The 21549-nt window shown below is 58.7% G+C and carries 18 protein-coding genes; 7 read left to right on the top strand and 11 right to left on the bottom strand.

Features of this window, described 5'->3' with window-relative positions:
• Positions 1-6: 6 nt before the first annotated feature.
• Positions 7-852, bottom strand: a complete 846-nt coding sequence (locus I9184_RS03495; RefSeq protein WP_209832819.1) for a hypothetical protein — start codon at positions 850-852, stop codon at positions 7-9.
• A 422-nt stretch (positions 853-1274) separates the two neighbouring features.
• Here I9184_RS03495 and I9184_RS03490 point away from each other — a divergent pair, with 422 nt between their 5' ends.
• The 3 genes from I9184_RS03490 (at position 1275) to I9184_RS03480 (ending at position 4690) form a co-directional block, all read left to right on the top strand.
• Positions 1275-3026 carry an acetolactate synthase 3 large subunit gene (locus I9184_RS03490; protein ID WP_171631802.1) on the top strand — a complete coding sequence of 584 codons (1752 nt, stop codon included), beginning with the start codon at positions 1275-1277 and terminating at the stop codon, positions 3024-3026.
• A gap of 69 nt (positions 3027-3095) precedes the next feature.
• Positions 3096-3656 carry an acetolactate synthase small subunit gene (gene ilvN / locus I9184_RS03485; RefSeq protein ID WP_171631799.1) on the top strand — a complete coding sequence of 187 codons (561 nt, stop codon included), beginning with the start codon at positions 3096-3098 and terminating at the stop codon, positions 3654-3656.
• A gap of 314 nt (positions 3657-3970) precedes the next feature.
• Complete coding sequence (locus I9184_RS03480; protein ID WP_171631791.1) at positions 3971-4690, top strand: helix-turn-helix transcriptional regulator; 720 nt, start codon at positions 3971-3973, stop codon at positions 4688-4690.
• 9 nt (positions 4691-4699) lie between these two features.
• On the opposite strand, the gene I9184_RS03475 is transcribed toward I9184_RS03480, so the two are convergent.
• The 4 genes from I9184_RS03475 to prfB all read right to left on the bottom strand — a co-directional run bounded on the left by I9184_RS03475 (position 4700) and on the right by prfB (position 8849).
• Positions 4700-5485 (bottom strand): DUF2189 domain-containing protein, encoded by a 786-nt coding sequence (locus I9184_RS03475; protein ID WP_209832817.1) that lies wholly within the window; start codon positions 5483-5485, stop codon positions 4700-4702.
• Between the two features lie 26 nt (positions 5486-5511).
• Positions 5512-6912: an amidase gene (locus tag I9184_RS03470; protein ID WP_209833699.1), complete on the bottom strand. Its 1401-nt coding sequence runs from the start codon at positions 6910-6912 to the stop codon at positions 5512-5514.
• Between the two features lie 103 nt (positions 6913-7015).
• Positions 7016-7720, bottom strand: a complete 705-nt coding sequence (locus I9184_RS03465) for a M50 family metallopeptidase (protein ID WP_348539502.1) — start codon at positions 7718-7720, stop codon at positions 7016-7018.
• Between the two features lies 1 nt (position 7721).
• Complete coding sequence (prfB, locus tag I9184_RS03460; RefSeq protein WP_209832815.1) at positions 7722-8849, bottom strand: peptide chain release factor 2; 1128 nt, start codon at positions 8847-8849, stop codon at positions 7722-7724.
• A gap of 45 nt (positions 8850-8894) precedes the next feature.
• On the opposite strand from prfB, the gene I9184_RS03455 reads away from it, so the two are divergent.
• Entirely contained in the window at positions 8895-9341 is a 447-nt protein-coding gene (locus tag I9184_RS03455) for an aminoglycoside phosphotransferase family protein (RefSeq protein ID WP_209832813.1), read from the top strand.
• On the opposite strand, the gene I9184_RS03450 is transcribed toward I9184_RS03455, so the two are convergent.
• From I9184_RS03450 to I9184_RS03440, 3 genes are all read right to left on the bottom strand, one after another.
• Positions 9335-11824, bottom strand: a complete 2490-nt coding sequence (locus tag I9184_RS03450) for a PBP1A family penicillin-binding protein (protein WP_209832811.1) — start codon at positions 11822-11824, stop codon at positions 9335-9337. The genes I9184_RS03455 and I9184_RS03450 overlap by 7 nt on opposite strands.
• Before the next feature lie 94 nt (positions 11825-11918).
• Complete coding sequence (locus I9184_RS03445) at positions 11919-13139, bottom strand: N-acetylmuramoyl-L-alanine amidase (protein WP_209832809.1); 1221 nt, start codon at positions 13137-13139, stop codon at positions 11919-11921.
• 66 nt (positions 13140-13205) lie between these two features.
• Positions 13206-14369: an aminotransferase class I/II-fold pyridoxal phosphate-dependent enzyme gene (locus I9184_RS03440; protein ID WP_171631774.1), complete on the bottom strand. Its 1164-nt coding sequence runs from the start codon at positions 14367-14369 to the stop codon at positions 13206-13208.
• On the opposite strand from I9184_RS03440, the gene I9184_RS03435 reads away from it, so the two are divergent.
• The 3 genes from I9184_RS03435 (at position 14368) to I9184_RS03425 (ending at position 17600) form a co-directional block, all read left to right on the top strand.
• Entirely contained in the window at positions 14368-15750 is a 1383-nt protein-coding gene (locus I9184_RS03435; RefSeq protein WP_171631770.1) for a M48 family metalloprotease, read from the top strand. The two genes, I9184_RS03440 and I9184_RS03435, sit on opposite strands and share 2 nt — an antisense overlap.
• Positions 15747-16505 (top strand): DsbA family protein, encoded by a 759-nt coding sequence (locus I9184_RS03430; RefSeq protein ID WP_171631767.1) that lies wholly within the window; start codon positions 15747-15749, stop codon positions 16503-16505. The genes I9184_RS03435 and I9184_RS03430 overlap by 4 nt, the downstream gene beginning before the upstream one ends.
• Before the next feature lie 66 nt (positions 16506-16571).
• Positions 16572-17600 carry an agmatine deiminase family protein gene (locus I9184_RS03425; protein ID WP_245217966.1) on the top strand — a complete coding sequence of 343 codons (1029 nt, stop codon included), beginning with the start codon at positions 16572-16574 and terminating at the stop codon, positions 17598-17600.
• Positions 17601-17618: 18 nt separating this feature from the next.
• On the opposite strand, the gene ispG is transcribed toward I9184_RS03425, so the two are convergent.
• The 3 genes from ispG to hemA all read right to left on the bottom strand — a co-directional run bounded on the left by ispG (position 17619) and on the right by hemA (position 21370).
• Positions 17619-18740 carry a flavodoxin-dependent (E)-4-hydroxy-3-methylbut-2-enyl-diphosphate synthase gene (ispG, locus tag I9184_RS03420; RefSeq protein ID WP_209832805.1) on the bottom strand — a complete coding sequence of 374 codons (1122 nt, stop codon included), beginning with the start codon at positions 18738-18740 and terminating at the stop codon, positions 17619-17621.
• A gap of 71 nt (positions 18741-18811) precedes the next feature.
• Complete coding sequence (locus I9184_RS03415) at positions 18812-20017, bottom strand: helix-turn-helix domain-containing protein (RefSeq protein ID WP_171723080.1); 1206 nt, start codon at positions 20015-20017, stop codon at positions 18812-18814.
• A 129-nt stretch (positions 20018-20146) separates the two neighbouring features.
• Positions 20147-21370, bottom strand: a complete 1224-nt coding sequence (hemA, locus tag I9184_RS03410) for a 5-aminolevulinate synthase (RefSeq protein ID WP_152458284.1) — start codon at positions 21368-21370, stop codon at positions 20147-20149.
• Positions 21371-21549: the final 179 nt, after the last annotated feature.

The following is a 21549-nucleotide window of genomic DNA, read 5'->3' as shown; positions in this document are numbered from 1 at the left end:
GACCACTCAATCCAGCAATTGATCCTTTCGCAGCCCCGCGCGCTTGTAGTGATGCGGCAAAACGCGGCCATACAATTGCTGCGTCCGTTCCACACCGCCACACATGCCTTCAGCCTCGACAAAGGAAAATATGCCGACATAACGACGGCACATGCCGCTGACCGGAGCAACCCGGTGCAGTGAATACCGGCCCTTGAAGATCTGCAAATCCCCCGGCTGCAGTTCCAGTCGGCGAACCCGCCCCATGTTCCCATCGAGAACCGAGGCTACCAGATCAAAGTTTTCATTTTCCGCCGTCCGCAGATTGGGCGCGTACTCGAACGCGCCGCCCGTCTCACCGTTCTGGATGGCCAGCGTCACGGTGTAGTTGTTGGTGTCGAAATGCCAGGGAAAGCCCTGCCCTTCTTCCACGACATTGATGATCACGTCCGCCAATGGGTCATCGTAGCGAAAAAAGCGGTCTTCGGGTTCATTCAGGGCATCGCGGACAAAGGGAAGAAAGCCGTCGAACTCGTAAATGCGCCGCAGCGGGCCGGATTTCGCAAGATTGTCGGCCGGAACAAAGGCGTTCGAACGATCATAGAACCGGCGGATCGGATGGGCGATGCCAAGCCTTGGGTCGTCCTTCGTGAAATAGGCGTTGGTTCTGTTGAAGGACCGGTGCGCCTTGGGCGCCACCCCCTCGGCTTCTTGCACCAGAAGTTTGACCCCTGCCTCGTGCACGAAACCCGGCAGAATAGCACATCCATCCTGTTCCAACTCGCGTCTCAAATCCTCGATCAGCTGATCATAAGCCGGTGAATCCGGACGATCGATTGGATAGCGGCCAAGATCAACCAGGTCCTGCAACATTTCAAGCCTCCGGGTTTTGCCCCCTGCACGTTCAGCGTGGCGCAGAAAAAAGTAATGATCATGCCCGTTTCGGACATCGGCCTGACGCTTTCAGACCGCCTTATCCGCACACAAAACGGCCAATTTTCACGTCGAATTCCCGGAAATTCCCGACATGCGGCAATCTGCGCAATAAAATGTCGCAAAATACCGCCGCTGAGATAGAAAATTGGTGCAATTGTCTGTTGACGCCCCTTCCCCCCGACCATAATGTCGCCCCCAAGCAAAAAGGAGCCTCTGGCGATGAGAACGCTAGTCGTAATCGTAGGAACCACGCGCATGGGCCGGTAACGGTAAACCATAATCGAACCCATGCGCCTCCGAAAAATCGGGGGCTTTTTTTTGTCGAACGCAAGACACATGTCGCGAACGGAGCAAAGCAGATGACACGTGAGATGACCGGCGCAAAGATGGTGGTTCAGGCCCTCAAGGATCAGGGCGTGGACACGGTATTCGGATACCCCGGTGGCGCCGTGCTACCGATCTATGATGAGATCTTTCTGCAAAACGACATTCGCCACATTCTGGTGCGTCACGAACAGGGCGCGATCCACGCGGCCGAAGGTTATGCCCGATCGACGGGAAAACCGGGCGTTGCGCTTGTCACGTCCGGCCCCGGTGCCACCAATGCAGTCACCGGTCTGACCGATGCGTTGCTGGATTCGATCCCCATCGTTGTTCTGACCGGGCAAGTCCCGACCTTCATGATCGGATCGGATGCCTTTCAAGAGGCCGACACCGTTGGTATCACCCGCCCCTGCACCAAACATAACTGGCTGGTAAAGGACACGAATTCGCTGGCCGAAACGTTGCACGAGGCTTTCCATGTGGCCAAGTCGGGCCGTCCCGGACCGGTACTGATCGACATTCCCAAGGATGTTCAGTTTGCCACGGGTGAATACAACAGTCCGAAACCTTCGACCTCGCACTACCAGCCTGTGCTGAAAGGCGATTTGGAGGAAATCAACGAGCTTGTTGCAGCCATTGAAAAAGCCAAGAAGCCGGTTTTCTATACGGGTGGTGGCGTCATCAACTCTGGCCCCGCAGCCAGCCAGTTGCTGCGCGAATTGGTGGATTCCACCGGCTTCCCGATCACATCTACCCTGATGGGTCTGGGTGCCTATCCGGCATCGGGCGAAAACTGGTTGGGTATGCTGGGGATGCACGGCCTTTACGAGGCGAACCTTGCGATGCATGGCTGTGACCTGATGATCAACATCGGTGCACGGTTCGACGACCGGATCACGGGGCGCATCGACGCGTTCTCTCCAAAGTCGAAGAAAGCCCATATCGACATTGATCCGTCTTCGATCAACAAGGTCATCCGCGTTGACATCCCGATTGTCGGCGACGTGGCGCATGTACTGGAAGACATTCTGAAGGTGTGGAAGTCACGCGGGCGCAAGACGGATGCGGCAGCCGTCAAGAAATGGCAGGCGCAGATCGCCGAATGGCGCAAGATCAACTGCCTGGCCTTCACCAACAGCGAAAAGTCGATCAAACCGCAATACGCTCTGCAACGGCTTGAAGAACTGACAAAAAAGCATGATCGCTACATCACCACCGAGGTGGGTCAGCATCAGATGTGGGCGGCGCAGTACCTTGGGTTCGAAGACCCCAACCGCTGGATGACATCGGGCGGGTTGGGCACGATGGGCTATGGCTTCCCCGCCTCCATCGGTGTGCAGATGGCACATCCGGACGCGCTGGTGATCAACGTCGCCGGTGAAGCATCATGGCTGATGAACATGCAGGAAATGGGCACCGCCGTTCAGTACCGCCTGCCGGTCAAGCAGTTCATCCTGAACAACGAACGCCTTGGCATGGTCCGCCAGTGGCAGGAACTGCTGCATGGCGAGCGGTATTCGCACAGCTGGTCCGAAGCCCTGCCCGATTTCGTGAAACTCGCCGAGGCGTTCGGCGCCAAAGGTATCCTGTGTTCCGACCCCGCCGATCTGGACGACGCGATCATGGAAATGATCAACTATGACGGTCCGGTGATCTTTGACTGTCTGGTGGAAAAGCACGAAAACTGCTTCCCCATGATCCCGTCGGGCAAAGCCCATAACGAGATGCTGTTGGGCGAGGCGGAAACGCAGGGCGTGATCGACAGCAAAGGCTCGGTTCTGGTTTAACAAAATTCGACGGATTTGGTTGAGCGCCGCGCTGCGCTCAACCTGTCAAGGATGATGAAAGGGACATAAATGTCTGCCCTACATATCAAAAAAGGCGCTACCCGCCATTCGGCCTACAACCTACGACCTACCTTCTCGGACGTGCAGGAACGCCATACCATTGCCGTGCTGGTCGAGAACGAGCCCGGTGTCCTGGCCCGTGTGATCGGACTGTTCTCGGGGCGCGGCTATAACATCGAAAGCCTTACCGTAGCCGAGGTAGATCACACAGGACACCTGAGCCGCATCACCATTGTCACCACAGGCACACCGCAGGTGATCGAACAGATCAAGGCGCAGCTGGGCCGGATCGTGACTGTCCATGACGTGCATGACCTGACGGTCGAAGGTCCTTCGGTTGAACGCGAACTGGCCATTATCAAAGTCGTCGGCGAAGGCGACAAGCGGGTCGAAGCCCTGCGTCTGGCCGATATCTTCCGCGCCAATGTGGTTGACAGCACCCTGAACTCCTTCATCTTCGAAATCACCGGTGCGCCCGACAAGATCGACGCTTTTGCTGACCTGATGCGCCCGCTGGGCCTGATGGAAATCGCGCGTACCGGCGTGGCGGCCCTGCTGCGCGGCGATTGACCAACCTGTCCCGCCTTGGCACTTGTCTTGCAGCCAAGGCGGGAACACTTTTTAAGGTGGCCGGCGATTTGCAATTCAACTCTGGCGATCTGAATGCGCTAAAATTGCCATAGGGTCGGCTTTTCCGGAAAAAGATCAGGCATTTTCAGATAAAGCCTATTGCCTTTACACATGAGAACGTTAGCCTTGTCGCCGCAACGCGACGTGGGGATACGTTGCTTGGGGTCATTCTGTACGATTTTTGAATATGCACCGGGCTTCGGCGTCGGTGCGTTGTCGGTTTCTTCCGGAAACTTAGCAAGACGTGGACACCCATGACTGACGATATTCGTAGTCCAGCCGAGATTCGCGCAATGTTTGGTGCGAACCTTCGGCAATTGGCAAAGCGATATCGCTCGGTCTCGGCGCTGTGCCGCCAACTTGGCGTAAACCGTACCCAGTTCAACAGATATCTTTCCGGTGAAAGCGTTCCCAGACCGGATGTGCTGGACCGTATATGCCGGTTCTTCGATGTGGATGCCCGCATTCTTCTGAAACCGCTGGACGAGATCGAAAAGATCGAAGAACACCCCGCAACTCCGGCCCTGACAGAGTTTTTGGGTTCTGGTGCGGATGCGATCGAGAAATCCCCGTTTTCACCCGGGTTCTACGCGGTAATCGAAAGCCTTTCGGCTGAACACCGGATGACCCTGCTGCACGCCCGACCCTTGGCCCAATGTACGTTGATCCGTGGCTACGTGTCGCGCGCGGCAATGCCCGAGGCAACACCGAAAGCGCGGGAAATACAGGGGATAGCAGCCTCAAGCGGTGACACTGTCTATATGCTGACCTCCCAGCGGGAAGGTCAGAACAGCCGGGTCTATCTGATCTCTCCGGACCCTACGGGAACGGCAGTTCATTGGCGTGGGTCGGTCATCAGCCCGACAAATGCGACAACGCCCGAACCCGTTGTGCTGAAATACCTTGGGCACGACTCGACGGCCATTTTTGCTGCTGCGCGCTTGTCGACGAACAACGTGGCTCAGAACCTGTAACCTTCCGTCTCAGGTTGGTGTTTCCTCTTCATCGTTCTGCGTGATCTGCCGGTAAAGATGCCAACTGGCATGTCCCAGCAACGGCAGAACCACCAGCAACCCCAGAAACCAGGGCACCATCGCCAGAAATGTCAGCACCGCGATGAAGGCACCCCAGGCCAGCATCACCGGAAAGTTCTCTGACACGTAGGTAAAGCTGGTGATCATGGCCGTTACAAAATCCAGCTCGCGGTCCAGCAGCAGAGGGATCGACAGAACGGTGATCATGTACAGAATGGTTGCAAAAACCGCCCCGACGGCCGTGCCGACGGCCAGCATTGTCAGGCCATTCAATGTCAGAAACACCTCAAGCGAGGTCGACACGTTGGTCATCGTCGCCAACCCCATGAACAGGGCAAAGATCATGTGCCCCAGAAAAAACCAGAAAAGAAACACGACAACTATGATCGCGCAGATCGAGGGCAATTGTCTGCGGCTTTGCTGCATCACGACCCCGAAGATCGCGCCAAAATCGAGCGGCTCTCCTTGTTCCAGCCTGTGCGATACCTCGTACAGACCAACAGCGGCGAACGGACCGATCAGCGGAAACCCGATGGCCGCCAGCACCAGCCAGAAGGTTGTTCCGGTTTGAATTGTCACCCACGCCATCGCCCACCCGGAAAGTACGTAAAACCCCGCAAAAATCAGGCCGAACAGCGGTGCGCGGCGAAAGTCGGCCCAGGCGCGCTGCAATGCAGTACGCAGCATGGCGGTATCGACCGGTCGCATATCCGGAACACCAAAGGGTTTTTCCATGTTGTCTTCCTCCTCCCTGACCGGCGTTATGGCATCGCCGGCCTCTTGTTTGGCCAATTGGTTTCGGCGTGGTAAGCCGCTCCGACTGACAACAGTTTCCGGTCCGATCCTTTGGGCCCGAACAATTGAAACCCCATCGGCAGCCCCTGCGTGCCAAACCCCGCGGTCGCAGCAAGGCATGGCAGGCCGATCAGGCTGACCGGTATCGTGACATGCATCCATCGGTGATAGGTATCCATGGCCCGGCCCGCGATCTCTGTCGGGTAAGACAAATCAACCGAAAACGGCCAGATCTGAGCAGACGGCAGAACCAACGCGTCAAACTGTTCGAACAGCTTCGCTGCGCAGCGGAACCATTCCGAGCGGATGACACTGGCGTGGTGCACCTCCATTGCACTCAGTGCCAGACCCCGATCCAGTTCCCATTGTGCCGTGTCTTTCAAGTCTTCCTTTTGCGATGCCAAGGGTTCCAGCCCGGCGGCCACGCTGAACGACCGCAAGGTGATCCAGCTGATCCAGAGTTTTTCGGCATCGAAAGGCGGGGCGATGTCCTCAACCCGCGCGCCACGCGTTTCGAACACGCCCATCGCGTCTTTGCAGATGTCAAGAATACCGGGATCGGTCGGAAAAGCGCCGCCCCAGTCGCCAAGCCACCCGATCCGCAGCCCTTGCAGCTCTGCGGCGGTCACTGGCGACACCGGCGCACTTTCAACGGCCAGCGGCAAGCGCGGGTCCGGACCCGAGATGACATCAAGCAGAACACCCAGATCTTCGGGGCAGCGCGCCATGGGGCCCAGTGTCGACAACTGATGCAAAAAGCTGTCCCCCACGGGATCGGAAGGCACCCTGCCCCAGCTTGGCCGAAAGCCATAAACGTTGTTCCAGGCAGCAGGGTTGCGCAAGCTGCCCATCATGTCTGAGCCATCGGCCAAAGCAACCATGCCCGTCGCCAAGGCAACCGCCGCCCCGCCGGATGAGCCACCGCAGGTACGATTGGCATCATAAGGGTTGCACGTTGCCCCATAGACCGGATTGAACGTGTGCGATCCCAGCCCAAATTCCGGCGTATTGGTCTTTCCGATCAGGATGGCACCGGCTTGCCGCATCCGCGCGGCGATCAGATCGTCGCTGGCTGGCACGTGGTCTTGAAAAACAGGTGATCCTTGCGACGAGACGACACCCGCCACGTTCACAAGATCCTTGACTGCGATTGGAAGACCGTGCAGCGGGCCGGTGATCGGGCCGTCGTCACAGGCCTTCGCCTCGGCCATCAAACCATCTGAATCCCTTAATGCGACGATGGCATTCACATCACCATTGACCTTGGCGATGCGATCCAGCGTGGCCTGCATCACGTCCGAGGCTGAAACCTGCCGGTTGGCCAACTGTTTCAAAAGGTCTGTAGCCGATATCCGGGTCAGGTCCATGACGCGCCAATCCATTGTCGTTTCCGGCAGCCTAGCGGGCAGCTCGGATCATTTAAACCCACTGTTTAAATGTATCTTTTCAGTGAAGTCTCAGACGGCAATGTCAGCGCGCTGATCTGCTAAAATGCAGGTTGCTGTCAGCCCCAAGCCAGTAGCGCAGGCAAAGAACGATCACGATGCAGCTGAGCACCAGCCAGATCCCGCCCCACAACATGGCAGAGCCACCGAATTCCTCGGCCAGCATGAATGCATCCGACCGCGCGCCGGACCGTCGGATCGTGTCATCGAAGATGTCGAAAGGGACATAGATCATGCTGGTCAATCCGATCACGCGCAGCACCAGATCGCTTACATCCGGGCGCAGATACCACGCCGCAGCAATCATCGCAGCCCCGGTTCCGATGCTGAAAACAAGGGCGAACGGGTCGCGGATATACAGCACCGCCACCAGACACATGACGCCGCCAAAACCCGCCAGAACGGCGCGGTCGGCCCGTGTTCGCAAGGCAAGGATCAAAAGGGCCATGCCCAGCGCGAGGGAACCAAGATACCCGGCAGACAGGCTGAGGAAGCGATTGCCGCCCCGGCCGACGACAACGCCGCCCTGTTGTGGTGAGATCGAAAAGCTCTCGACCGAGCCGCCCGTCATCAGGATCGTCACCGCATGAGACAACTCATGCAGAAAGACGACCAGTATCTTCAGTGGAACCGCAACCGGTGTATTCCAAAGCAGAAACACCAGGGCCGTGATGAGGATAAGCTGCCAATGCCCTTTCAGAACGTTCAGGAAAGGGCTGTTACGCTTCACCTCAGCTGTCGCCCTGGGCCTCGGAGCGGCTCTTGCCCGCCACGTTCATGGCCAGTGTGGCCGCCATGAAGCCGTCCAGATCGCCGTCCAGAACACCCTTGGTATCCGAGGTCTCGTAATTTGTCCGCAGGTCTTTGACCATCTGGTAGGGCTGCAAAACATATGACCGGATCTGGTTGCCCCAGCCCGCATCACCCTTGGCCTCATGTGCCGCGTTGATGTCGGCGTTCCGGCGGTCCAGTTCCTGCTGGTACAGGCGCGATTTCAGGGCTTTCATGGCAATATCGCGGTTCTGGTGCTGCGACTTTTCCGAGCTGGTTACAACAATCCCGGTCGGGATGTGCGTGATCCGAACAGCCGAGTCCGTGGTGTTCACGTGCTGACCACCGGCACCCGATGACCGGTAGGTGTCGATGCGGATATCGGCGGGGTTCACCTCGATCTCGATATTGTCGTCGACCACGGGATAGACCCAGACCGAACAGAACGAGGTGTGCCGCTTGGCCGCCGAGTCAAAAGGCGAAATCCGCACCAGCCGGTGCACGCCGCTTTCGGATTTCAGCCAGCCATAAGCGTTGTGCCCCGAAATCTTGTACGCAGCGGATTTGATCCCTGCCTCTTCGCCCGGGGTTTCGGACTGAAGCTCGACCGTATAGCCTTTTTTTTCGGCCCAGCGCACGTACATCCGCGCCAACATCGACGCCCAGTCACAGCTTTCGGTTCCGCCCGCGCCCGAATTGATTTCGAGGAAGGTGTCGTTGCTGTCGGCCTCACCGTCCAGCAACGCCTCAAGCTCTTTCTTCGCGGCCTTGGTTTTTAGCGTCCTGATCGCGGCTTCGGCATCCTGAACGACTTCTTGGTCTTCCTCCATCTCGCCCAGCTCAATCAGCTCGATATTGTCGCTGAGATCGGTTTTGATGGACTCGTAGGTTTCGATCGCGTCGACCAGCATCTGCCGTTCGCGCATCAGTTTCTGCGCCTTTTCGGGATTGTCCCACAGGTTGGGATCTTCGACGCGCGCATTGAATTCCTCAAGGCGATGCGGCGCGGTCTCATAGTCCATGCGCTGCGCCAGCAGCTCCAGCGACTTTTCGATTTCCGCCACAGTGTTCTGGGTTTCGGCGCGCATGGTCTTGTCCCAACTTGCTCAATCAGGCCTGCGTGATAGCAAGAGGTGCGAGGCACCACAAGACGGGCTGGGCGTGAATGCAAGGCCCATTCAAAGAGTTTCTGGACCGATGGGAATTGCATCAGCCGGAACTGGTTACCGAGACAGCCCACTCCGGTGCCCCTGCACGGGGATCTTCACCCGGACAACATTATTCTAACCCACAATGGCCCGCGGGTTTTCGATGCCAAAGGATATGCAGGTGATCCGGCCTTTGAGCTGGCAAATGCACTGCGGCACCCAAAAGGCATGACCGATTTGGTGCGCAATCCCCGGCAGATCGAAACCTGCCTGTCGCTCTATTCCGAAGCCATGAAGGTTTCAGAAAAACGGCTGGCCCAATGGGCAACCGCCAAATGCGCCTTGTCCATCTGCTGGCGATCCGGCGGTGCCATCGAAAACGACCCGGAAGCCGACCTTTTGCGCCTTTTTCTGGACGCGACCGATCAGTAAAGACCGCCGGTACTCAGATCGCCTTGCGTAGCCTTGGGGCCGACCGTGATGGTTTGACCGGTGGAGGTTTGAACCTGCACACCTGCGCGCTGCGCTTCCTCGAACAAGGGCAGGTCGGAGCCAATCGCAAAACCACCATCATAAACACGGTCGATGAACCCATCGACACCGTCGCGGAAGAATTCGGCCACGACATAGTCACCGGTGGCGTCATCCGGCAGGCGGGCGCCGCTGAAACGGTCGATTTTGATAAAGTGACCACCTTCTGGAACCTTGAATGGCCCGCCGCCATACTTTTCGACGGCTTTTTCCATGAAGCTTTGGAACACCGGGCCGCACAAGGTACCACCATAAGCCCCCCGCCCCATCGGGCGCGGTCGATCATAGCCGATGTAGCAACCCGCCACGATGTTCGACGTAAAGCCGATGAACCACGCATCCTTGGATTCGTTGGTGGTTCCGGTCTTGCCTGCTGTTGGCACGGGCAGATTCACAACTCTGGATGCCGTCCCGCGGTCGACCACACCCTTCATCATCGATGTCAGCTGATAGGCGGTGATCGCATCCATGACCTGCGCGCGGTCTGTGACAAGGGTCGGCGATTCATCCGGTTCCAGCCAGGTCGAGTTACAGTCCAGACACTGACGGTCATCGTGGCGATAGATGGTCTTGCCGAACCGGTCCTGAATGCGGTCGACCAGAGTCGGCTCCACACGCTGGCCGCCGTTGGCGAACATCGCATATGCCGCGACCATCTTGTAGAGCGTGGTTTCCTCGGCCCCCAGCGAGTTGGCCAAAAACGCGCCCATCCGGTCATAGACACCGAACCGCTCCGCATAGCCGGCAACGACGGGCATTGTAACTTCCTGCGCCAGACGGATGGTCATCAGGTTCCGCGACTGCTCGATCCCGGTGCGCAAAGGCGTCGGCCCGTAGAACTTGTTCGACGAGTTCTTGGGCCGCCACAAGCCCTGTGGCGTGTTCACCTCGATCGGTGCGTCCACAACGATAGTTGCGGGGCTGTATCCGCTGTCCAGCGCAGCGGCATAGACAAAGGGTTTGAAGCTGGATCCCGGCTGGCGCTGTGCCTGCGTGGCGCGGTTGAAAACGGTGTCCTGATAAGAAAACCCGCCCTGCATCGCCAGAACGCGGCCCGAGTTCACATCCATCGCCACAAAGGCGCCCTGAACTTCGGGCACCTGACGGGCAGACCACTGCCCCTCTTCGCCCTCGACAACAAGGATCACATCACCGCGTTTGAAGTTCGCCGCAAAATCACCCTGCATCCACTTGATATCGGACCGCGGAATGGTGCCATTCGCAGGGCCGTCTTCGATCCCGACGGTAAGTTGCTGATCCGAGACATTCAGAACCACGGCGGGATACCAGCGGGTCGGCAGCACCACATCACGCGGAATTTCCAGAAGCGACAGCGCCTGTCGCCACTGCGCCTCATCCGCCAGTTTTTCTTCCGGGATCACTTCGCCTGTGCCACGCCATTTCCCGCGCGACCGGTCATATTTTTGCAACGCCGTGCGCAGGGCCTTTGCGGCCTCGACCTGCATTTCCTCGTCCACCGACGCACGAACCGTGAAGCCGCCGGTAAAGAACTCACCTTCACCAAAGTCCTCGCTCAGTTGACGTCGGATTTCATCGGTGAAGTAGTCTCGCGGCGGCAATGCGGTGCGGAAGCTTTCGAAATCGCCGTTCTGAACCGAGCGCAGCGGCATCTCGACCTCGGACTCATAGGTCGCCTGATCGATGTAACCGTTCTGGTACATCTCGCGCAGCACATAGTTTCGGCGGGCCAGCAGGCGTTCCTTTTCCCGGACCGGGTGGTAATCCGACGGCGCCTTGGGCATCGCGGCCAGCATCGCGGCCTCGTGCGGGGCAAGTTCCTGCAAGGTCTTGTTGAAATAGGTCTGCGCGGCGGCCGTCACACCGTACGAGTTCTGACCCAGAAAGATCTCGTTCAGGTACAGTTCAAGGATCTGCTCCTTGTCCAGGGTATCCTCGAGCCGTGTGGCGAGGATGATTTCCTTGATCTTGCGTTCTGCCCGGCGGTCGCCCGACAACAGGAAGTTCTTCATCACCTGCTGCGTAATGGTCGACGCCCCCCGCACGGTCCCGCCTTTGGTGCGCACAGCTTCGACACCTGCCGCGACAATGCCGCGTGGGTCGTACCCCTGATGGGTATAGAAATTCTTGTCTTCCGCCGAAATAAACGCCTGCTTCACCAGATCGGGAATTTCCGCGGACGGCGTGAACAGGCGGCGTTCCTGCGCGAATTCGTCGATCAACTGGCCTTCGCCCGAATAGATCCGGCTGATCGTCGGGGGCTTGTACTGGGCCAGGGATTCGTGGCTGGGCAGGTCCCGGCCATACATCCAGAACACCGCACCGATCACCAGTGCGACCATGAAAATACCCAAGGTAACGATACTGAAGATCGCCCCGAAAAACGAAAGAATGAACCGGATCACGTTACTGCCTTTTTCTCGCGGTGGTGCCTATATAGTGTTGCACCGCCCAAGGGTCAAAACACCAAGCGTATTCTAGCCGTTTTGCGTCGCAAGGTCACTGGCCAATCAGGGATTTGCGGATCACATCCTGCTGACGCCAGTCTTCGATCCCCTGAAAGATCCCCAAGGCCATTTTCGCCCGCCACTTCGAATCCCTTAGGTTTTCCCGATCTCTGGGGCTGGACAGAAATCCAAGTTCGACCAAAACAGACGGAATATCCGCCGCCTTGAGAACCGAGAACGAAGCGGTCCGCAGCGGTTTGCGGTTCATCGGCCCGCCTTGCTGGGCCATCCCGTTGGCAATCGCGCTGGCCAGTGACCTGGTCCGCGGCATCGTTTCCTGGCGCGCCAGATCAAGTAGAACATCGGCCACCTGATCATCGGCACCATTCAGATCGATACCCGAGATCAAATCCCCACGATCATGCCGCTCGGCCAGTTTTGAACTGGCCACATCCGAAGCATCGGCAGACAAGGTATAGACGGCAGCCCCGTGGGCCTGACCTTCCGACAGGGAATCCGCATGCAACGAAATGAACAGATCCGCGCCAGCCCGATGCGCCAGGGCAATCCGGCGCTCCAACGAGACGAACTGGTCGTCAACGCGGGTCAGGACCACCTCATAACCTTCTGATCGCAAGAGAACTTCGCGCAGTTCGCGGGCAAAGGTCAGCATCAGGTTTTTTTCATCAACGCCATCGATTTCGGCACCCGGATCGATCCCGCCATGCCCCGGATCGAGCATTACGCGCAACGGCCTGTCTGCCGAGCGCGCCGATGCCTGCGGCACATCAGCCCGCTCCGGCAAGTCCCATCCCGGGTTGCGCGGCGCACCTGCGGTTGCGTTGAACGTATCAAAATCCGTGCCCTTGAGGTTCAGAGACAGCAGAGCCGCCCCCGAATCCTCGGCAACCGTCAACTCGGCAGTGTCTACGGCCATCGGAGCGCCCAGTTCCAACACCAACCGCGACCAACCCGGAACATAGGCCCCGAATTGCACGCCGCTGACGCGTTCGGATTGCAGGAAATCCGTTCGGTTCAGCCCGGTCCAGTCCACTTCGTTGAAGTCCAGAACCATCCGGTACGGATCCTGCAAGGTGAAGATCCGGTACGGCACCCCCTGGCTCAGGCCGATATCCACGCGAACGCCGGTTCGCCCCACATCCGTGATGCGGCTCTGGTCGGGCTGAACGCGTGCCAGCGCGCTGAAATCCTGCGCGACGGCACTGCCGTACAACGCCCAGATCAGGGCGATGCAAATGAAGATCCTGCTCATGGCCTCAAGTTTTCCCGAGATCGTTTGCCGGGCAGCCTATACCACAAGGGCTGATTTGTGAACGGCTCAGGCAGGTTCCCCGATCACCTTCCGCTGGGTCATGAACAAGCGCAACCGTTCCAGCCCGTCCTGAATGTCGGCCGTCGAACGCGCATAGGAAAAACGCAACGTCGTATGGCCGCGTTGCGGATCGAAATCCAGACCCGGCGTGACCGCGACACCGGCCTTGTCCAGAATCTCGGCCGCAAATGCGCGGCTGTCATCGGTCAGGTCAGACACGTCGGCATAGACATAGAAAGCCCCGTCCGGAGGCGCGATTTTCGTAAAGCCCGCCTTGGGCAGCCCGTCCAGCATCAGGGCGCGGTTTCGGCGGTACACGTCCAGATTGGCTTGCAGCTCGTCCTCGCAATCCATCGCGGCCAGTGCGGCAACCTGACTGGCGTGCGGCGCGCAAATGAACATGTTCTGGGCTATCCGCTCGACAACGCGCACCTGATCCTCGGGCACGACCATCCAGCCCACGCGCCAACCGGTCATCGAAAAATACTTGGAAAACGAGTTGATCACATAGCACTCATCCGTCAGTTCCAGTGCGGTCACGGCCTTGGCCTCGTATTCCAGACCATGATAGATTTCGTCGCTGATGAAGGATGCCCCCTGCCCGTGTGCGGCTTCGATCAGCGACCCCATGGCGGCGTGATCCAGCATCGTGCCGGTAGGATTCGCCGGAGACGCCACCATCAGCCCCTTCAGGCCCATTCCCTGAATATCCGCTGCCACGGGTTGCAGACGGTTTTCAGGCGCGGTCGGCAGATCGACCGGCACCAATCCAAGTGCCCTGAGAATCTGGCGATAAGACGGATACCCCGGCGCACCGATTCCGACGCGATCCCCGCTGTCGAACAATGCCGTGAAAGCCAGCAGAAACCCGCCGGACGATCCGGGCGTGATGACCACGCGCTCCGGGTTCAGGTCCACGTCGTACCACTCACCATAAAGCTGCGCGACACGCTTTCGCAGCGCAGGCAAGCCCAGAGACACCGTATAGCCCAACGGGCTTTGATCCATCGCCTTCGCCAGCGCCTCGGTCGCGCCCTTGGGGGCGCCGGTTCCGGGCTGGCCAACCTCCATGTGAATCACATGGCGGCCCGCTTCTTCCGCACGGCGCGCGGCTTCCATCACGTCCATCACGATGAAGGGATCGACCCCGGACCGGGTTGAGTTTCTCATGCCCATCTCCCATGTTGCAGCCATGGCTTTTGAACGCGTATCCCTGCTGACGTCAATCCCGGCTCTGATCCTGTCGGTTGGTGTCTGGCTGGCGGCGGCAGCGCAATCCCATGGGCAAAGCCTGATCCGCGACCCCGATATCGAGCGTGGCCTGCGCGAGCTGGCCTTTCCGGTTCTGCGCGCCGCCGGCCTGAACACCAATCGGGTTCAAATCCTTGTGGTCAATGACAACACGTTCAATGCATTCGTCATCGACTACAACGCCATCTATTTAAATTACGGGCTGATCCTTACGGTCGAAAGCCCCGAAATGCTGCAAGCGGTGATCGCGCATGAGGCCGCGCATATCGCGAATGGCCATCTGGCCCGCCGCGCCGAAAACCTGAAGGCGGCGCGGCGCAATGCGGGCCTTGGTACCGCTTTGGCCCTGCTTGCGGCTGCGGCCGGAGGGGGTGAAGCCGCCATTGGCATCGCCGCAGGCACCCAAGGCGCCGCAATCCGCAGCTTTCTGGGCCATACCCGCGCCGAAGAGGCCTCGGCCGACCGAAGCGCTGCAAGCTATCTGCGATGGGCTCAGATTTCCCCCAGCGGCATGGTTGATCTGCACAGGAAATTCGCGGGTCAGGAGTTGCTGAGCGTCGCCAATCAGGACCCGTACATGCGGTCGCATCCCACCAGTCGTGAACGGTTGCGCGCCGCCGAAGCGTTTCTGGATGAGTTCGGCGACAAGGCCGTTCCGAATGCCAATGCCGACTACTGGTTCGCCCGCGTCAAAGGCAAATTGTCGGCCTTTTTACGCTCACCCAGTTGGACATTACGGCGCGCCAAAGAAGAAACCGCCCAGGACATCCGCCTGATGCGCGAGGCTTCGGCTTATCATCAGAACCGTGATTTGGATCGCGCGCGCCGTGCCATCGACAAGGCCCTGACTCTGCGCCCGAACGACCCCTACTATTATGACCTGAAAGGGCAAATTCTGCTGGAAAACAGGCAAATAGGCGCGGCTGTTGAAGCGTATGGCAACGCTGTTGAAATGGCTCCGAACGATGCGCTGATCCTGGCTGGCTACGGGCGGGCGTTGCTGGCGCAGGGCCAAACCAAACAGGCCCTGAGCGTGCTGGAAAAAGCCCGCGCCCGGGACTACCGGAACGCCAGGCTGTTGCAGGATCTGGGTGTTGCCTATGCTCAGGTCGGCAATGATGGTATGGCGTCGACCGTGACGGCAGAGCGTTATGCGCTGCAAGGGCGGTTGAAAGATGCCGGAATTCACGCAAAACGCGCCGTGGCACGTCTGCCCGAAGGCTCACCGGGTTGGCAAAGGGCACAAGACGTGTTGATTGCATCGGAACGACTCGACAAAGACAAAAGGAAACGGAAATGATCCTCAGACATGCTGCACCCGCCCTTCTGGGGCTTTCCTTGGCGGCGACCTCGGCGCAGGCGCTGGACTTGAACGCGATGAACGATGCCGAGAAGGCGGAATTTGGTGCCCAGGTGCGCGAATACCTGCTGGAAAACCCCGAAGTGATCATCGAAGCCATCAACATTCTGGAAGAGCGCAATGCCGTCGCCGAAGCCGCGGCGGACAAAGAACTGGTCGCCGCCAATGCGGATGAACTGTTTGATGACGGGTACAGCTGGGTTGGCGGCAACCCGGATGGCGACATCACGCTGGTCGAGTTCATGGACTACCGGTGTGGCTATTGCCGCCGTGCCGTTCCCGAAGTTACCAGCCTGCTGGCAGAAGACGGCAACATCCGCCTTGTGATCAAGGAATTCCCCATCCTGGGTGATGCGTCTGTGCTGTCCTCACGTTTTGCCGTGGCCACCAAACACGTGGCGGGCGACGACGCATACAAGCAGGTCCATGATGCTCTGCTGGAATTCACCGGCGAGCCAAGCGAAGTTGCCCTACGCCGCATCTCGGACGGTTTGGGGCTGAACAGCGACGAGATCATCGCGGCGATGGACAGCGATCGCGTCACGGATGAGATTGCGCGCACCCGTGCTCTGGCCCAGCGGATGCAGATCTCGGGCACACCTTCGTTTGTGTTGGGCACAGAGATGCTGCGTGGCTATTTGCCGGCCGATCAGATGCAGCAGATCGTTAACGGTATACGTGCCGAACGCGGCTAAGGCCGGATCTGTCGGCAACGTGCCATGAAGCGGCGGGAATTTCTGGTGGCCGGAGGAGCCTTGGGTATGACGGGTTTCTCTGGCCAGTCAATTGCGCAGCCCGCGACCGGCTTCCACGTGCCGGCCGAAGACGCCCGGCATCATCGCACTTTCATGCAATGGCCGGTCAGCCGAACCGTCTATCGCGATCCCGTTTTTCTGGAAATGGTACAGGGGACCATTGCGGAAATCGCAAACACGATCTCTGCTTTTGAACTCGTCACAATGCTCGCCGGATCGGAACATCACGCAGATATCAGCAAACGGCTTTCTGCGGCGGTCGAGATCTGGGATGTCCCGACCGAAGATCTGTGGTGCCGGGACGCAGGCCCGGTCTTTGCGATCAACGACCGTGGCGCGCTTGCGGTCCAGCAGATCCAGTTCAATGGGTGGGGAGGAAAACAGGTTCACGCACATGATGCGAAAATTGCCGGCAGAGTTGCCGAAAGGCTGGGTCTGCCCCTGTTGCCGACCGGGCTGATCGGCGAAGCCGGTGGCGTCGAGCAGGATGGGCATGGGACGCTAATGGCGCATGAAAGCTCGTGGGTGAATGACAACCGCAATCCCGGCCTCACCCGGGACGAGATCGAAGCCCGGTTGTTGGCGGCCTATGGGGCCAAACGCATGATCTGGTCCGAAGGTGTCTGGGGCGAAGATATCACCGACTATCACATTGACAGTTTGGCCCGCTTTACCGGCCCCGGTCGCGGCATCATCAACCTGCCGGATGAGCCGGACAAATATGACCCTTTCAACATGGCCGCGTTGGACACCCATGATCGTCTCATTGCCGCGGGCATCGACATGGACGTGATACCCGAGCCGCATATCCGCCGGGTCGAAAACCTGGATTTCGTGGCCTCTTATGCCAATTACTACGTCTGCAATGGCGGTGTGATTGCGGCCCGGTTCGGAGACTCGGAAACAGACAGGATCGCGTCGGAAACGCTTGCAAAACACCACCCCGGGCGTGAAGTCGTGACGATTGACGTGGATGTGCTGGGAGAGCTGGGTGGCGGCATCCATTGCGCTACACAACAGATGCCCGGTTTTTAAATGTCGTGAAGAAACAGGCTATTCAGCCGCTTCAGCCGCCGAATCCAGTTCAGCCGCCTTTTTCTCGACCTCTTCCACGATGTGATCGATCATCTGGTCGTTCGACATTTTGTGGCTGGCTTTGCCGGCCAGATAGACCATGCCGGACCCTGCACCGCCGCCGGTGAAACCAACATCGGTCATCAGCGCTTCGCCCGGGCCGTTGACCACGCAGCCGATGATCGACAGGGACATCGGCGTCTTGATGTGTTCAAGGCGATGTTCCAGCGCCTCGACGGTTTTGATGACATCAAAACCCTGTCGCGCGCAGGATGGGCACGAGATGATATTGACACCCCGATGACGCAGGCCAAGGGATTTGAGGATTTCAAACCCGACCTTGACCTCCTCCACCGGGTCAGCAGACAGGCTGACGCGGATCGTGTCGCCAATCCCCATCCACAGCAGGTTGCCTAGCCCGATGGCCGATTTGATCGTGCCGCTGACCAGCCCTCCGGCCTCGGTAATGCCCAGATGGATGGGGGCATCCGTCGCCTCGGCAATGCCCTGATAGGCCGCGGCCGACAGGAACACGTCGCTGGCCTTTACGCTGATCTTGAACTCGTGAAAATCATTGTCCTGTAGGATGCGGATATGTTCCAGCCCGCTTTCGACCATCGCTTTGGGGCACGGCTCGCCATATTTCTCAAGCAGGTGCTTTTCCAGGCTGCCCGCGTTCACGCCGATGCGGATCGAGCAGTTGTGGTCGCGCGCCGCCTGGATGACTTCTTTTACACGGGTTTCGTCTCCGATATTGCCGGGATTGATGCGCAGACAGGCAGCGCCTGCTTCGGCGGCCTCGATCCCGCGCCGATAGTGGAAATGAATATCCGCAACGATGGGCACCGGGCTTTCGCGCACGATCTCTTTCAATGCCTTGGACGACGCCTCATCAGGAACCGAAACGCGAACGATGTCAGCGCCAGCCTCGGCCGCCGCCTGTACCTGCGCCACGGTCGCCGCCACATCGGTGGTCAGCGTGTTGGTCATGGTTTGAACGGCAATGGGTGCATCGCCACCGACGGGGACGTTGCCGACCATGATTTGACGGGATTTACGACGATAGATGTCGCGCCATGGGCGCACGTGATTGAGGGACATAAGGACGGATCCGCGTCTGCCTGAGTTGCGACTGTAGATAGTTCGGCAACAGGGTTATCGCAATGGCTAGATCACTCGGCGGGCGTTTCTGTCGCCTCGGTTTGCAGTTCCGCCACCAGTTGCTTGAGCGCACTGTTCTGTTCCGCCTCCAGATCGGCGACGGCATAGGCCTCGGACACGGCGTCTTTCGACAGAACGACACCCTTGGCGACCGTTCCCGGAGCACCCGCCGGGCCGTAATGTTCACCGTTCATCGCGAAATATACCGATCCCGACGCGCCCGCACGCAATGTCGGCGGTTCTTCCGTCAGGGGCACTTCGAATACACTGCCCTGCTCGACGGTTCCCAGTGTACCTTCGAAAATGACGCTGCCATCCGCAGCCGTCACGCGCATCCATGCCGGATCAACCGCCACGATCTTTAGCGTGGTATCGATCTGTTCGACCACTTGCGGCAAGGCCGGTTTTTCGACCGTGTGCAGTTCAGCCACTTCGAACTGCGGCAATTCGGGCGGGCGGAAGGTTCCAACCTCGCGCGGATCAAGCGTGGAGATCGGAGCATCCCGCGCAACCAGCACCGGAACATCCAGCGCCTGCGGACGATAGAGACGGTCCAATGCTTCGGCGCTTGCCACTTCCGCAACATGATCTGACACGTTGCTGCGCGCCGCATCCAGCGGATCCAGATCAGACAGAACCACCGGTGCCTGTTCAACCGGGCTGACCTGAACTTGCTGAATCTTGTTCAAAACAGACCAACCGCCATAGCCGATGCCACCGATCACCGCGATCAAAACCAGCGACGAGCCGATTGCGCGAGGTTCAATCTGGCTGACCAGAGACTCCTTGCCCGGAATATAGGGCGTATTGGGCGAAATGAACGGATCCCGCCCCATCGGGCCGCGCGCAGGCAGAGCCCCCGAAGGTTTCCGCACCACCGAGGCCTCTGCGGACATGCCATGCGCAACCTCAAATCCGCTTTCCTTGCAGAAAGACGCGAAGGTCTCATCAGGGTTCATACCCAGATAGCGCGCATAGGAACGCACATACCCGGCGATAAAGCCGGGTGTATCAAACGCATCAGGGTCAGCGTTCTCAATTGCAGCGATATAGTTGGCTTTAATCCGCAGCTCGCGCTGAACATCCAGAAGAGATTTGCCCATCGTTGCGCGTTCACCGCGCATCTTGTCGCCTAGGCGAACTTCGTAGTCGTCAAACCCTTTTGGTCTGACATCTACGTCCTCTTCGGATTCGCGCTGAGATCTGCGCCCAATCATCCCTGCTGCCCCATTCTGCCTGTCGCGTATTTCGCGTAAGTGGCGAATCATTCCCAGAATGATTCGTCTACTCGTTTTGTTAGCGTAAGCTTAACACGCGGCAAACTCGTTGCACACTTTGGCGTTAGGTTATCCGGCAAGTTCGGCGCGATTTAGCGCACAATGTGACCAAAGTTCGTCCATCGCCTGCACCAGACGGTTCATTTCGTCGGGTCCATGCACCGGAGACGGGGTAAAACGCAGACGCTCGGTTCCGCGCGGGACGGTCGGGAAATTGATCGGTTGCACGTAAATGCCATAATCGTCCAGCAGCATATCGCTGAGCTTCTTGGTGTGCACCGGATTGCCGACGATCACAGGCACGATATGGCTGCCGTGGTCGATCAGCGGAAGGCCCATTCCCTTCAGCCGCAGCTTGAGGATCTTCGCCTGAGTCTGGTGCTGCTCGCGCAGCTCAGACGCGGTTTTCAGGTGCGCAACGGATGCAGCAGCTCCTGCGGCAACTGCCGGCGGCAACGATGTCGTAAAGATAAAGCCCGGCGCATAAGACCGCACGGCATCGCACATCTTTGCGCTGGCGGCGATATAGCCCCCCATGACGCCATAGGCCTTGGCCAGAGTGCCATTAATGATGTCGATCCGATGTGCCAGCCGGTCACGCTCGGTCACGCCGCCACCGCGCGGGCCATACATGCCCACCGCGTGCACTTCGTCGATATAGGTCAGCGCGCCGAATTCATCTGCCAGATCGCAGATTTCTTCGATCGGACCAAAATCACCGTCCATCGAATAGACAGATTCAAAGGCGATCAGCTTGGGTGCGGCGGGATCGTCCGCCTCAAGCAATTCGCGCAGATGCGCCACGTCGTTATGACGGAAGATGCGCTTGGCCCCGCCGTTTCGGCGCACCCCTTCTATCATCGAAGCATGGTTCAGCGCGTCAGAATAGATGATCAGCCCCGGAAACAGCTTGGGCAGCGTGCTGAGCGTGGCGTCGTTGGCGATATACGCGCTGGTGAACAAAAGCGCGGCTTCCTTGCCATGCAGATCTGCCAGCTCGGCCTCGAGCCGTTTGTGATAGACCGTTGTCCCCGAGATGTTGCGCGTACCGCCCGACCCGGCACCTGCGGCTTCGACCGCCTCGTGCATTGCGTTCAGAACAACAGGGTGCTGGCCCATGCCCAGATAGTCATTGCCGCACCATACGGTGATGTTCTGCTGCGAGCCGTCCGGGCGCGTGCGCACCGCGTGCGGAAAATGACCGTTGCGACGTTCGATATCGATAAAGGTCCGGTAACGTCCTTCGTCATGCAGCCTGGCAATCGCTGAATCGAGCTGAGCAGTATAGTCCAACGGACCCTCCTTGAATGCCCGTTTCCGGTTTCCCTTGGGCAATTAGTCTGCCACATCCCACAGCTTAACCTGTATCAGCAGCTTTGTGTTACTTTATTCAGCTGGTTACAGCCGAACAGGTGAACCCAACTTTGATTTGCATCAAATATAAGTTTGCAATGCTCACGGCAAGTAGAGTT

The sequence above is a fragment of the Ruegeria sp. HKCCE3926 genome, assembly GCF_017872515.1.
Taxonomy (GTDB): Bacteria; Pseudomonadota; Alphaproteobacteria; order Rhodobacterales; family Rhodobacteraceae; genus Ruegeria.
The sequence above is the reverse complement of the archived record's forward strand: the minus strand, read 5'-3'. Positions and strand labels throughout refer to the sequence as shown.

What these genes read in the sequence shown, in the direction of transcription:
- I9184_RS03415 (WP_171723080.1), bottom strand. Translation starts at nt 20,017, where the DNA reads ATGATTGGGCGCAGATCTCAGCGCGAATCCGAAGAGGACGTAGATGTC.
- I9184_RS03495 (WP_209832819.1), bottom strand. Translation starts at nt 852, where the DNA reads ATGTTGCAGGACCTGGTTGATCTTGGCCGCTATCCAATCGATCGTCCG.
- I9184_RS03470 (WP_209833699.1), bottom strand. Translation starts at nt 6,912, where the DNA reads ATGGACCTGACCCGGATATCGGCTACAGACCTTTTGAAACAGTTGGCC.
- I9184_RS03480 (WP_171631791.1), top strand. Translation starts at nt 3,971, where the DNA reads ATGACTGACGATATTCGTAGTCCAGCCGAGATTCGCGCAATGTTTGGT.
- I9184_RS03430 (WP_171631767.1), top strand. Translation starts at nt 15,747, where the DNA reads ATGATCCTCAGACATGCTGCACCCGCCCTTCTGGGGCTTTCCTTGGCG.
- I9184_RS03435 (WP_171631770.1), top strand. Translation starts at nt 14,368, where the DNA reads ATGCCCATCTCCCATGTTGCAGCCATGGCTTTTGAACGCGTATCCCTG.
- I9184_RS03490 (WP_171631802.1), top strand. Translation starts at nt 1,275, where the DNA reads ATGACACGTGAGATGACCGGCGCAAAGATGGTGGTTCAGGCCCTCAAG.
- I9184_RS03475 (WP_209832817.1), bottom strand. Translation starts at nt 5,485, where the DNA reads ATGGAAAAACCCTTTGGTGTTCCGGATATGCGACCGGTCGATACCGCC.
- I9184_RS03440 (WP_171631774.1), bottom strand. Translation starts at nt 14,369, where the DNA reads ATGAGAAACTCAACCCGGTCCGGGGTCGATCCCTTCATCGTGATGGAC.
- ispG (WP_209832805.1), bottom strand. Translation starts at nt 18,740, where the DNA reads ATGTCCCTCAATCACGTGCGCCCATGGCGCGACATCTATCGTCGTAAA.
- ilvN (WP_171631799.1), top strand. Translation starts at nt 3,096, where the DNA reads ATGTCTGCCCTACATATCAAAAAAGGCGCTACCCGCCATTCGGCCTAC.
- prfB (WP_209832815.1), bottom strand. Translation starts at nt 8,849, where the DNA reads ATGCGCGCCGAAACCCAGAACACTGTGGCGGAAATCGAAAAGTCGCTG.
- I9184_RS03425 (WP_245217966.1), top strand. Translation starts at nt 16,572, where the DNA reads ATGACGGGTTTCTCTGGCCAGTCAATTGCGCAGCCCGCGACCGGCTTC.
- I9184_RS03445 (WP_209832809.1), bottom strand. Translation starts at nt 13,139, where the DNA reads ATGAGCAGGATCTTCATTTGCATCGCCCTGATCTGGGCGTTGTACGGC.